Source organism: Asticcacaulis sp. (genome assembly GCF_027484505.1).
Classification (GTDB): domain Bacteria; phylum Pseudomonadota; class Alphaproteobacteria; order Caulobacterales; family Caulobacteraceae; genus Asticcacaulis.
In genome coordinates this window covers 1-11,610 of record NZ_JAIXSV010000110.1, presented here as the reverse complement: position 1 = coordinate 11,610, position 11,610 = coordinate 1, and the positions used below count along the sequence as shown (strand labels likewise).

Annotated in this window: 10 protein-coding genes, 1 tRNA gene and 1 pseudogene; 5 read left to right on the top strand and 7 right to left on the bottom strand. The window is 61.9% G+C overall.

What is annotated here, in order from left to right; all coding sequences use genetic code 11:
• The 5 genes from Q0072_RS06785 to Q0072_RS06765 form a co-directional block, all read right to left on the bottom strand.
• Window positions 1–593, bottom strand: a 593-nt coding sequence (locus Q0072_RS06785) for a 3-oxoacid CoA-transferase subunit B (protein WP_298327534.1), incomplete at its 3' end; no start/stop codon positions are given.
• Between the two features lie 2 nt (window positions 594–595).
• Window positions 596–1,303: a CoA transferase subunit A gene (locus Q0072_RS06780; RefSeq protein ID WP_298327532.1), complete on the bottom strand. Its 708-nt coding sequence runs from the start codon at window positions 1,301–1,303 to the stop codon at window positions 596–598.
• 197 nt (window positions 1,304–1,500) lie between these two features.
• Window positions 1,501–2,730 (bottom strand): NAD(P)/FAD-dependent oxidoreductase, encoded by a 1,230-nt coding sequence (locus tag Q0072_RS06775; RefSeq protein ID WP_298327529.1) that lies wholly within the window; start codon window positions 2,728–2,730, stop codon window positions 1,501–1,503.
• 3 nt (window positions 2,731–2,733) lie between these two features.
• Window positions 2,734–3,639, bottom strand: a complete 906-nt coding sequence (gene folD, locus Q0072_RS06770) for a bifunctional methylenetetrahydrofolate dehydrogenase/methenyltetrahydrofolate cyclohydrolase FolD (protein ID WP_298327526.1) — start codon at window positions 3,637–3,639, stop codon at window positions 2,734–2,736.
• Between the two features lie 34 nt (window positions 3,640–3,673).
• The gene (locus Q0072_RS06765; protein WP_298327524.1) at window positions 3,674–4,489 is read right to left on the bottom strand and encodes an N-formylglutamate amidohydrolase; all 816 of its coding nucleotides are present in this window, start codon (window positions 4,487–4,489) and stop codon (window positions 3,674–3,676) included.
• Between the two features lie 130 nt (window positions 4,490–4,619).
• On the opposite strand from Q0072_RS06765, the gene Q0072_RS06760 reads away from it, so the two are divergent.
• Window positions 4,620–6,464 carry a monovalent cation:proton antiporter-2 (CPA2) family protein gene (locus tag Q0072_RS06760; RefSeq protein ID WP_298327521.1) on the top strand — a complete coding sequence of 615 codons (1,845 nt, stop codon included), beginning with the start codon at window positions 4,620–4,622 and terminating at the stop codon, window positions 6,462–6,464.
• Window positions 6,465–6,595: 131 nt separating this feature from the next.
• On the opposite strand, the gene Q0072_RS06755 is transcribed toward Q0072_RS06760, so the two are convergent.
• Together Q0072_RS06755 and Q0072_RS06750 are read right to left on the bottom strand one after the other, a co-directional pair.
• Window positions 6,596–6,670: transfer RNA gene (locus Q0072_RS06755), tRNA-Val, on the bottom strand.
• A 55-nt stretch (window positions 6,671–6,725) separates the two neighbouring features.
• Complete coding sequence (locus tag Q0072_RS06750) at window positions 6,726–7,412, bottom strand: HAD-IA family hydrolase (protein WP_298327518.1); 687 nt, start codon at window positions 7,410–7,412, stop codon at window positions 6,726–6,728.
• Window positions 7,413–7,503: 91 nt separating this feature from the next.
• Here Q0072_RS06750 and glmU point away from each other — a divergent pair, with 91 nt between their 5' ends.
• The 4 genes and pseudogenes from glmU to Q0072_RS06730 all read left to right on the top strand — a co-directional run.
• Window positions 7,504–8,868: a bifunctional UDP-N-acetylglucosamine diphosphorylase/glucosamine-1-phosphate N-acetyltransferase GlmU gene (gene glmU, locus Q0072_RS06745; protein WP_298327515.1), complete on the top strand. Its 1,365-nt coding sequence runs from the start codon at window positions 7,504–7,506 to the stop codon at window positions 8,866–8,868.
• 3 nt (window positions 8,869–8,871) lie between these two features.
• Window positions 8,872–9,564 (top strand): ribose-5-phosphate isomerase RpiA, encoded by a 693-nt coding sequence (rpiA, locus tag Q0072_RS06740; RefSeq protein WP_298327513.1) that lies wholly within the window; start codon window positions 8,872–8,874, stop codon window positions 9,562–9,564.
• A gap of 11 nt (window positions 9,565–9,575) precedes the next feature.
• Window positions 9,576–10,952, top strand: coding sequence for a glutathione-disulfide reductase (gor, locus tag Q0072_RS06735; RefSeq protein ID WP_298327510.1), 1,377 nt, complete (start codon window positions 9,576–9,578; stop codon window positions 10,950–10,952).
• A gap of 110 nt (window positions 10,953–11,062) precedes the next feature.
• Window positions 11,063–11,610 (top strand): annotated as a pseudogene (locus Q0072_RS06730) (hypothetical protein); the annotation flags it as partial.

Below are 11,610 nucleotides of genomic sequence, written 5' to 3'. Positions count from 1 at the left end.
AGTGTCACATCGGGGGCCAGTTCGACCAGCACGAGGCCAGAGCCGTCGGGCTTCACCTCAAACACGCCCAGAGTCGAAATAATCAGATCGACCACGCCCGCCCCGGTCAGCGGCAGGTCGCAGCGTTTCAGCACCTTGGACTCGCCGTGCTTGTTGGCGTGTTCCATAACGACCACGACCTTCTGCACCCCGGCGACGAGGTCCATGGCCCCGCCCATGCCCTTGACCAGCTTGCCCGGGATCATCCAGTTGGCGATGTCGCCGTTTTCGGCCACCTCCATCGCCCCCAGAATGGTCAGGTCGATATGGCCGCCGCGGATCATGGCGAACGAGTCCGACGACGAGAAATAGCTGGTTTCGGGCAGTTCGGTGATGGTCTGCTTGCCCGCATTGATCAGGTCCGGATCGACCTCATCCTCATAGGGGAAGGGGCCCATGCCCAGCATGCCGTTTTCCGACTGAAAGGTCACGGTCATGCCCTGCGGGATGTGGTTGGCCACCAGAGTCGGGATGCCGATGCCCAGATTGACGTAGAAACCGTCCTGAAGTTCCTTAGCCGCGCGGGCCGCAAGATCATCACGGGTCCAGGGCATGATCAGACTCCTTCTCTCTGACGCACGGTGCGCTGTTCGATGCGCTTTTCAAACCTGCCCTGCACGATACGGTCAACATAGATGCCCGGCGTGTGGATGCTGTCGGGATCGAGCGAGCCCACCGGCACGATCTCCTCGACTTCGGCGACGCAGACCTTGCCCGCCGTGGCCATCATCGGGTTGAAGTTGCGCGCCGTCTTGCGGAAGATCAGATTGCCGCGTTCATCGGCCTTCCACGCCTTGACGATCGAGAGGTCGGCGACCAGCCCCGTCTCCAGCACGTAGGTCTTGCCGTTAAAGTCTTTCAGTTCCTTGCCCTCGGCGACCAGCGTACCGACGCCGGTGGCGGTGTAGAAGCCCGGAATCCCGGCGCCGCCCGCCCGAATACGTTCGGCCAGGGTGCCCTGTGGATTGAACTCCAGCTCCAGCTCGCCGGCGAGGTACTGCCGCTCGAACTCCTTGTTCTCACCGACATAGGACGAGATCATCTTTTTGATCTGTCGCGTATTGAGCAGCATCCCCAGACCGAAGCCATCGACCCCGGCATTGTTGGAAATGGCAGTGATGCCGGTCACGCCCGTATCGCGCAGGGCGGCGATCAGGTTTTCAGGGATGCCGCACAGGCCAAAGCCTCCGGCCATCACCGTCATGCCGTCAAACGTCAGCCCTTCCAGCGCACTTTTCGCGTCCGCATATATCTTCGACGGCATCGGTGTCTCCCGTTTGCGTATCTGTTGAAAGCTAGACCGAAACGTCGCCACCTGTCATGCGTAAATTGCCGCAATGCAGCAGGTTTTAGCGGTCATTCCAAAATCTGTGTAATCTGTGAAATCTGTGGTTTCTGAACAGGCTGTCCGTCCGTTCCGACAGGGTTGAGAAGAACCACAGATTTCACAGATTGCACAGATTATTTTGGCGTTTGCAGATAGGGCTTTAGCGAGGCTTCCGCATCGGCAATGACGCTGTCTTCCACCGCCACAGCCTTATGGATCAATTGCTTGCCCGCCATAAAATCCGCCGGGCGATTTACGCTTTCGACGCAGATGACCCGCTGAGAGGCGTTCAGGTGAAACACGCTGAACGCCCCTGTCGCCGGATCACCGCGTGTGATCATTTTGGCACCGGCGTGCGTCAGGCCCGCAATCTGGAGCTTATAGTCGTACTGATCAGACCAGAACCACGGCACTTCGGGCGGCGGGGCTTTGAAGCCCGTGATGGCGGCGGCGGCCTGCTTGGCCTGCTCCAGCGCGCTCGGCACGCTCTCCAGCCGATAGCGCCCTTCGTACCACGGCCTGACCTCGCGCGAGGTGACGTCGCCAATGGCAAAGACATTCGTGGCCGAGGTACGGGCTTCGTGATCGGCGACGATGCCGTTTGCACACGCGATACCAGCGGTTTGCGCCAGATCATCGGCAGGCAGCGCGCCGATGCCGACCAGTAGCACATCGAACGCATGCACGCTGCCGTCGGCCATATGTACGCGGCGCAGATCACCGTCGGCGCTGACGCGCACCACCTCGGCTCCGGTGATCAGATCGACGCCGTTATCGCGGTGGATGCGCGTAAAGGCCTCCGACAGAACGGGCGAGGCGACGCGTGCCAGAATGCGGCTTTCCCGCTCAAACACCGTCACCGCGCTGCCCAGCTTGCGTGCTGAGGCGGCGACTTCCAGCCCCACATAGCCCGCGCCGATCAGGCCGATGCGTTGTCCGGCCCTCAGGTGCGGCTTGAGCCATTCGGCATCGGCAATGGTGCGCAGCAGGTGATAGGGTGTCGCCTCGGCCCCCGGACAGCCGAAGGGGCGCGCCTTTGAGCCGGTGGCGATGATCAGGTGCTCATAGGCGACCGGTTCGCCGTCGATGATGACGGTCTTGCCCTCCGTGTCGATGGTCTCGACGCGGCGCTCCAGCCAAACTGCGATGTTGGCTTCGTCATAGAAGTCCTGCGGCCGCAGATAGAGGTCGTCGCCCGACGCCTCGCCCTTAAGCCAGGCCTTCGACAGGGGCGGGCGCTGATAGGGCAGGTACGGCTCATCTCCGATCAGGGTGATCGGACCTTCGTAGCCGTACTGGCGCAGGAAGGCCGCCGCCGAACCTCCGGCGTGCCCCGCCCCCATAATGACGACACCCGCGCTCATGTTTTACAGGTCGCCGGGGACGGGCAGGCCGTGCTGTACGCAGGCCGCTTGCAGCGTGTTGTTGAGCAGGCAGGCAATGGTCATCGGACCAACGCCTTTCGGCACGGGTGTGATGGCCGTAGCGCGCGTCAGGGCGGCGTCGAAATCGACATCGCCGACGATCTTGCTTTTGCCTTCGACTTCGATGCGGTTGATGCCGACGTCGATGACATAGGCCCCGTCCTTCACCCAGTCGCCCTGGATGAATTTCGGACGCCCGACGGCGGCGACCAGCACATCAGCGGTGCGGCACAACTCCGGCAGGTTCGCGGTGCGCGAATGGGCGATGGTCACGGTGCAGTTTTCATTGAGCAGAAGCTGTGCCATCGGCTTTCCGACGATGTTGGAGCGCCCGACGATCACGGCATTGAGGCCCGACAGATTGCCGTCACTGTGGGTTTTTAGAGCATCCTTAAGCAGCATCAGCGAGCCCAGCGGCGTGCAGGGGACAATGGCGTCGAGGCCCACCGCCAGCCGCCCGGCGTTCTGCACGTGGAAGCCATCGACATCCTTCAGCGGGTCAATAGCGTCGATGACCTTCAGTGACGACATATGCGCGGGCAGGGGCAGTTGCACCAGTATGCCGTTGACGCCGGTGTCGGCATTCAGTTCAGCGATCAGTTTCAGAAGATCGGCCTCGGTCGTGTCCGCCGGCAAAACGATGGTGCGGCTTTCCATGCCGACGGCCTTCGTCGTCTCGCCCTTGTTCTTCACATAGATCTGGCTGGCCGGGTCTTCGCCGACAATCACCACCACCAGACAGGGTGTCAGGCCGTGCTCAGCCTTCAAGGTCGCCACGCGCCCGGCGATGCGTTCGCGCAGACCTTTGGCGTAGCCGAAGCCGTCGATAATATTGCCGCGCGCGCTCATAAGGCTCTCCGGAGAAGCTTGGAAATTTTGCGGCTCACTTGGCCTGTTTTGCTGCCGAAATCAAGGTCTCCAGCAGCGGTTTCAGCGTTTGCGACAAAGGCCGGGCGCGTTGCGGGTCGAAACGGGTGGGGTCATCCATGTCGAGATAGCAGCTTTGCACGATCTCGATTTGCAGCGCGTAAATCTTATCTTCGGGGCGGCCGTGACCGCGCGTGGTGAAGCCGCCCTTGAAACGCCCGTCCAGCACGCTGGTCCAGTCGCTCGTGCGCTGCATCCAGCCCTGCAAGGCCTTGATCACCACAGGCGGCAGGGTGCGCCCGCTGTCGGACCCAAAGCTGAGATCGGGCAGGGCGCCGTCAAACAGCAACGGGATGGACGGGCGGATGGAATGGGCGTCGATCAGCAGCGCAAAGCCGTGGCGCTGGCGCGTCGCCTCCAGCACCTCTTCCAGTCGGGCGTGATAGGGGAACCAGTACTGAAAACGCCGCTGTTCGGTCTCCGCGAGGCTCGGCTCCTGCCCTTCGAGGTAGATGGGGTTGCGGTCGAAATCGCTTAAGGGACACAGGCCGGTTTCGAACGTTCCCGGATAGAGGGGCGAAGAGTGCGGATCGCGGTTGAGATCGACCACATAGCGCGAGTGGGTGGCGAACAGGGTCGTTGCCTCAAGCGCCTCGGCGAAATCGTACAGGCGATGGACGTGAAAGTCTGTCTCCATCACTGACAGGCCCACAGGGTTTAGCCGGGCAGCGATGTCCGGCGGCAGATAGGTCCCGACATGCGGCGCGGCGATAACCAGCGGCCCGCCGCGTTCGGTCAGGGTGAAGAGGTCCGGAGACGAAGGGTCACTCATGATCACAGTTTGAGACGACGGGCGGCGGACTGTCAACCGCAGTGCCTTTGAGACGCCTTTTTGCCGGTCAAGCTATTGTGAAAGCCCCCCGAACGCCCCTATCTTCTGACGACGATTGCGGAGACGGCGCGTGGATACGGGATTACTGCTCAATGTGTTTGTGTTTCTGGCGGCGGCCTGTCTGGTCGTGCCGCTGGCGGCGCGATTCAAACTGGGGGCGGTGCTGGGCTATCTGATCGCCGGTATCCTGATCGGACCGTCGGGTCTGGGGTTTATCGACCGCGTCACCTCGACCATGCACTTTGCTGAATTCGGCGTGGTGATGATGATGTTCCTTATCGGGCTTGAGCTGGAGCCGGCGCTGTTGTGGCGGCTGCGGCGCACCATTGTCGGCATGGGCGGGCTTCAGGTGGTGCTGTGTTCGCTGGCGCTGATGGGCGCAATCATGGCGCTTAGCAAGTTCGGCTTCAATCTGAGCTGGCAAACGGCGCTGGCCATCGGCATGGCGCTCTCCATGTCGTCCACGGCGCTGGTGCTTCAGATGCTGGAAGAAAAGCACCTGATGCAGACCCAGGTTGGCGAAACGACCTTCTCCGTCCTGCTGTTTCAGGACATCGCCGTCATCCCCATCCTGATCATCATTCCGCTTCTGGCCGCCGGTAGCGGACAGGTCCCGGCCGCGCATGGGGCCAGTTTGGTGGAAAACCTGCCGGTGTGGGCGCAGGCGCTGGCGGGCCTCTCTACCATCGCCATGGTCATTGCGGGCGGGCAGCTTCTGTCGCGCTACTTCCTGCCGCGTATCGCGCGCACCAATCTGCGCGAAGTGTTCACGGCCACCTCGCTGGGGCTGGTGGTCGGGGTGACGCTTCTGATGCAACTGGTCGGCGTGTCCCCGGCACTGGGCGCGTTTCTGGGCGGCGTCGTTCTGGCCAACTCCCCCTATAAGACGACGATTGAAACTGACATTCAGCCGTTCAAGGGGCTGTTGCTCGGCCTGTTCTTTATCTCGGTTGGTATGGGCATGGACGTCGATCGTCTGCTGACCCAGCCGGTGCAGCTTATGCTGGCGGTCGTCGGGTTGATGGCCATTAAGGGCTTGATTCTGTACGTTCTGGCGCGGCGGTTCGGCATGGACAATATCGCCGGATCGGGTCTGGCCCTGTCTCTGGCACAGGGCGGGGAGTTCGCCTTTGTGCTGTTTCAGTTGTCGGGGCAGTTAGGCCTTCTGACGCCCGATCTGCGGCGGTTTCTGACGCTGGTGGTGGCCATTTCCATTGGCATTACGCCTATTTGTCTTGAACTGTTTAACCGCTATGTCGTGCCGCGCTTCCTGTCGCTCCTGCCGGAACGCGCGCCCGATCCTATCGAAGAGCGCAACTCTGTCATCATCGCGGGGTTCGGCCGCTTTGGTCAAATCATCGGCCGGTTCCTGCGCTCGCAGGGGGTGACGGTGACCATTCTGGAGAACAATCCGGACCAGATCGAGCTTCTGCAACGCTTTGGTATCAACCGCGCCTATTTCGGCGACGCGACGCGGCTGGACGTGCTGCGCAGTGCCGGGGCCGATCAGGCGCGGATGCTGATCGTCGCGATTGACGATGCCGAAGGCGCGGTAAAGATCGTGCAACTGGCCAAGGAAAACTTCCCGCATCTGAAGGTGTTTGCCCGTGCGCGCAACCGTCGCCATGCCTATGAGCTGGACCGGGCGGGGGTGGACTACTACCACCGCGAAACGCTGGACTCTTCGATGGCGGTGGCGCGCGAAGCCCTGATCAGCATGGGTGCGCCCACGGCCCAGGTCGAACGCCGAGCGCAGGCCTTCCTTCAGCATGACATTGTAACCCTACGAAAGTCCTTCGCGTTTTTCGATTCCGAGCCTGATCTGGTCAACTTCACGCGCCTGAGCCAGAAAGAACTGGAGCGCATTCTGACCGACGACGAGTCCGACAGCGCCGAAGCGACCAAGCGGGCTTAGGTGAGATAGATCACGTAAAAAACCACAGCGCCCAAGCGGGCGCCGGCGATCGTTCGCCGCCCTAACGGAGCGGCGAGCCAACAGCGCGCCCGACCAGGGCGTGCGGCGAGCATGAGCGTGAGTGGAGAGAATGGTGGACGCGACAGGGATTGAACCTGTGACCCTTCGCGTGTGAAGCGAATGCTCTCCCGCTGAGCTACGCGTCCATCCAAAGCAGGGAGCGCGCTTATTAGTCGCTGCGCGCCGCCCTGACAAGAGCTTTTATCGCAGGATGGAGGCGATGGCTGTGGGCAGTTCGTCGAAATGGTCGATCAGGGCGGCGGGCGACATCGCTTCCATAGGTGTATCGCAATAGCCGAAGCTGACCAGCACGCAGGGGACGCTGGCGTTTTGCGCCGTCAGATAGTCGGTTTCGGAATCGCCGATCAGCAGCATTTTTTCCAGCGGCAGGCCGAGATCGTCAGCACAGGCCCTCAGGTGACCGGCATCGGGTTTTTTGAGTGGCACGCTATCCGCCCCGCGCACCGAGCCAAAACGGTCGATCAGACCGAGCTTGGTCAGCAGCAGTTCCGACAGGGCCGTCGGCTTGTTGGTACACACGGCCAGCTTCGCGCCGACGGCGCTCAGTTGGCCCAGAGCGGCCTCAAGCCCGGGAAAGGCGTGGCTTTCCTGATCAATGCGGTCGCGATAGTGGTCGAGAAAGCGCCCGACCATGGGCAGTTCGGCCTCTTCGCTCAAAGGGACATTGGCAGCCGCAAAGCCGCGCTGGATCAAGGAGCGCGCCCCGCGCCCGACCAGACTGCGCGCCGCTGCGTAAGGGAAGGGCGGCACGTCGTATTCGGCCAGAATGGTGTTCAGCGTGCCGATAATGTCTGGCGCGGTTTCCACCAGCGTGCCGTCGAGATCGAAGGCGATACCGTATCCGCTGAGGTCGGGAAGGGTCGTCATGGGCAAAATCGCTCCGGCCGATGTTTTTGACGTTCAATTCGCCGGTGCTTTGGTCTAAATCGGGCCAAACGGCAACAGGTGAATCACGACAATGAGCCAAAACCGCAAACGCGCCGCCATCATTCTGGCGGCTGGGCAGGGCACGCGGATGAAATCGCCTTTGCCCAAGGTGCTGCACCGGGTCGCCGGTCGGGCCATGATGGACCTGGCGATTGACGCTGCCGAAGGGCTTGACTGTGAGCGCATCATCGTCGTGGTCGGAGCGCATTCGCCGCAGGTCGGCGACAGTGCGCGTCAGCGTCTGGGGGACGATAGCGTCGTGGTGCAGGACCCGCCGCTGGGGACTGGTCACGCCGTGCTGGCGGCCAAGGCGGCGCTGAGCGATTTCGACGGTCAGGTCGTCGTCTCCTATGCCGATTGCCCGTTGATCGACACGCAGACGCTGAAGACCGTTTTCGATCTGGCCGACATGGCCGATCTGGCGGTGCTGGGCTTCGAGGCCGCTGATCCGGGGGCCTATGGGCGTCTGGTCATCGAAGGGACGGACGACCTCAGTGCCATTGTCGAGGCCAAGGAGGCGACGGCGGAGCAACTGGCTATCCGTGCCTGCAATTCCGGCGTGCTGGCGGCGGATCGTGCCACTCTGTTCGCGTTGCTGGACGAAGTGCGTAACGACAATGCCAAGGGCGAATATTACCTGACCGATGTGGTGGGCATCGCCAAGGGGCGCGGGCTGAAACCCAAGGTCTGTTTCGTCGCCGAAGAAGACGTTACGGGCGTCAATTCCCAGGTCGAACTGGCCGCTGCCGAAGCCATCTGGCAAGCGCGCCGCCGCAAGGCCCTGATGCTGAACGGCGTGACCATGCCCGCGCCGGAGACGGTTTTCCTGTCGTGGGACACGCGCATTGCGCCGGGCGTGGTGGTCGAACCCAATGTCGTCTTTGCCGAAGGGGTGAGCGTTGCCTCAGGGGCCGTCATTCGGGCCTTTTCGCATCTTGAGGGGGCCAGCGTTGCCGAAGGCGCGCTGATCGGCCCGTATGCCCGCCTGCGTCCGGGGGCCGATATTGGCAAGGACGTGCATATCGGCAATTTCGTCGAGGTGAAGAACGTCAAAATCGGTGAGGGGGCCAAGGCCAATCACCTCAGCTATCTGGGCGACGGAGAGGTGGGCGCGAAGGCCAATATCGGCGCGGGCACCATCTTCTGTAACTATGATGGCTATTTCAAACATCGCACAGTGATCGGCGAAGGGGCCTTTGTCGGCTCCAACGCCTCGCTGGTCGCGCCGGTGACGGTGGGGGCCGGGGCCATTACCGGCTCTGGCTCGGTGATTACTGAGGATGTGCCGGCCGATGCGCTGGCGTTCGAGCGTTCGCGCCAGACGGAAAAGGCCGGCTGGGCCAAGGCCTTCCGTGAACGCAAGGCGGCGGAAAAAGCTGCACAAAAAAAGGGTTAAGTCATGTCCGCCGATACGCAGAAACAGGCCGCCGGGCTGGCCGCCATCGACCATATCGAAAACGGCATGAAGGTCGGGCTTGGGACCGGCTCCACGGCCGCCTGGTTCGTCAAGGCCGTGGCCGATGCGGTGCAGGGCGGGCTGAAGCTGACGCTGGTTTCCACCTCGAACCAGACGACGCATCTGGCGCAGTCTCTGGGGCTGGAAATCAAGGATATCAACGATGTGGGCAAGCTGGATGTCTGCGTCGATGGAGCGGACGAAATTGGTGCCGGGCTGGCCCTGATCAAGGGGGGCGGCGGCGCGCTTTTGCGGGAAAAGCTGATTTGGGAAATGGCCGACCGCTGCATCGTCATCGCCGATGCGGCCAAGCACGTGGTCACGCTGGGGGCCTTCGCCCTGCCGATCGAGGTCGAGCCCTTTGCCTATAAGGGCACGATCAACCGCATCTGCGACGTGCTGAGCGAATTTGATATCGCCAAACTGCCGGTTTTACGGAAAAAAGGCGGCGAGCCCTTTGTGACCGACGGCGGCAATCTTATCTTTGACGTGCCGTGCGGGGCGATCCTTGATCCTTCCGGACTGGCCAGCGCGCTGAAAGCCACCACGGGGGTCGTCGATCACGGCCTGTTCCTCGATCTGGCTGACGTTGCGCTGATCGGCACCGATAGCGGCGTCGATATCCTCCATCCGTAAGAAAGCGCGACATGTCCACATTCGACTATGATCTTTTTGTGCTAGGGGCCGGGTCCGGCGGGGTGCGTGCGGCGCGGCTGAGCGCGCAACTGGGCCTTAAGGTCGGTGTGGCCGAAGGCGACAAGCCGGGCGGCACCTGTGTGGTGCGCGGCTGCGTCCCCAAAAAATTCATGGTCTATGCCTCCGAAGTGCCGGAGCAGGTGGCCTATGCGCGCGGCTTCGGCTGGGAGGCGCAGATGGGCCGCTTCGACTGGACCAAGTTCCGCAATGCCAATCTGGCCGAAGTATCGCGCCTGTCGGACATCTATGCGGCCAATCTGGTCAAGGCCGGGGCGGACCTGATTCCCGCCTGGGCGAAGCTCACCGGGCCGCATACGGTGCACCTGACGCCGACCAATGGCGACGCCCCCTATGAGGTGACAGCGAAGACCCTACTGGTCGCCGTCGGTGGTCAGCCCTTCGTGCCGGAAGCGGTCGAAGGGCACGAACTGGCCATCACCTCCAACGACATGTTCCTGCTGGATAAGCTGCCGAAATCCATCGCCATTGTCGGCGGCGGCTACATTGCGGTTGAGTTTGCGGGCGTCATGAACGGCTTTGGCGTCGATACGCACATCCTCTATCGCGGCGATCAGATTCTGCGCGCCTTCGATCAGGAGGTGCGTGAGCATCTGACTCAGGAGATCGGCAAGAAGGGCATTAAGGTCATGTGCCACGCCGACCCCAAAACGCTGGAAAAAACCGATAAGGGTATAAAAATTACCCTGACCGACGACACCGAACTGACGGTCGATCAGGTGCTCTATGCCACCGGCCGCCGCCCGCACACCGACGGGCTGGGCCTGACCGATGTCGGGGCTGAGCTGGACCGCGACGGGGCGGTGGTGGTCGATGCCTATTCGCGCACCGCGGTTGAGCATATCTTTGCGGTGGGCGACGTTACCAATCGCTGCAACCTGACGCCGGTGGCCATTCGCGAGGCAGTGGCCTTTGTCGAGACGGCGTTCAAAGACAATCCGACGGCCTATGACTACGCCAATATTCCGACGGCGGTGTTTTCGCAGCCGCAGATCGGCACCGTCGGCCTGACCGAACAGGACGCCGTGGCCAGAGGTATCCGCGTCGATATCTATACGGCGCGCTTCAAGCCTATGAAAACCGCCTTTGTGGCGGGCGAAAGCCGCACCCTGATGAAGCTGATCGTCGATCACAAGAGCGATGTGGTGCTGGGGGCGCACATGGTCGGGCCCGACTCGGCGGAAATCATCCAGATGGCCGGTATAGCCGTGAAGGCGGGCCTGACCAAAGCCCAGTGGGATGCCACCTGCGCCGTCCACCCGACGGCCGCCGAAGAGTTTGTCACCTTACGCGACAAGCGCATGGCGTAAGCCTCGGGCCCGACAAGGGTCGGGGATAAATATTGCGGTGCAACAATATTTGTCTTATTCCTGCACCAATTCTGACGTAAGAGCGGGGCGTTCGCGAAAAGATTGTGCACATGACCTTGGCCAAAGCCTCAAAATTGCAATTGCCCTCCTATACGGGTGTGATCATGGGGATCACGCTCGTCTTTCTGGCGTTCTTTACCTATGCCGGACCGCTGGGCTATGCGCTGACGGCGACCTTTGGCGGGCTGCTTCTGCTGGGGTACTGGCGACAGGCCCGCCGCTTTGGCTCGATCGGTGTCGTGCTGCTGGTCCTGTTGCTGTGGCTGGTGTCGCGTTCGACCCTGCTTTACGATCTCAAAAGCGGGGCTGATTTCAGCCAGTACAAGACCTGGGAAGATCAGGAATGGCTTAAGATCATGCTTCAGCCCCTGTGGTACGGCGCTTTGATTTTGGCAGCCTGGGCTATGAAGCCCAAAACGGCGTCCGGCCTGATGAACGTGATGCTGTACACCTATATCGGCCTGTGTGGCCTGATCATTGTCGATGCCCTGTCGGGTGCGCGCCTCTATCAGGCCGTGTCGGCAGCGCTCTATAAACCCATTCGCCCCGACCTCGCCATGGTCAAGGTGTCGCTCGCCACCTATGCCTTCGTGCTACT

Excerpts from the sequence above, each read along its gene's own strand:
- folD (WP_298327526.1), bottom strand. The coding sequence starts at position 3,639 with ATGAGCGCGCGCGGCAATATTATCGACGGCTTCGGCTACGCCAAAGGT.
- rpiA (WP_298327513.1), top strand. The coding sequence starts at position 8,872 with ATGTCCGCCGATACGCAGAAACAGGCCGCCGGGCTGGCCGCCATCGAC.
- gor (WP_298327510.1), top strand. The coding sequence starts at position 9,576 with ATGTCCACATTCGACTATGATCTTTTTGTGCTAGGGGCCGGGTCCGGC.
- Q0072_RS06765 (WP_298327524.1), bottom strand. The coding sequence starts at position 4,489 with ATGAGTGACCCTTCGTCTCCGGACCTCTTCACCCTGACCGAACGCGGC.
- Q0072_RS06750 (WP_298327518.1), bottom strand. The coding sequence starts at position 7,412 with ATGACGACCCTTCCCGACCTCAGCGGATACGGTATCGCCTTCGATCTC.
- glmU (WP_298327515.1), top strand. The coding sequence starts at position 7,504 with ATGAGCCAAAACCGCAAACGCGCCGCCATCATTCTGGCGGCTGGGCAG.
- Q0072_RS06775 (WP_298327529.1), bottom strand. The coding sequence starts at position 2,730 with ATGAGCGCGGGTGTCGTCATTATGGGGGCGGGGCACGCCGGAGGTTCG.
- Q0072_RS06780 (WP_298327532.1), bottom strand. The coding sequence starts at position 1,303 with ATGCCGTCGAAGATATATGCGGACGCGAAAAGTGCGCTGGAAGGGCTG.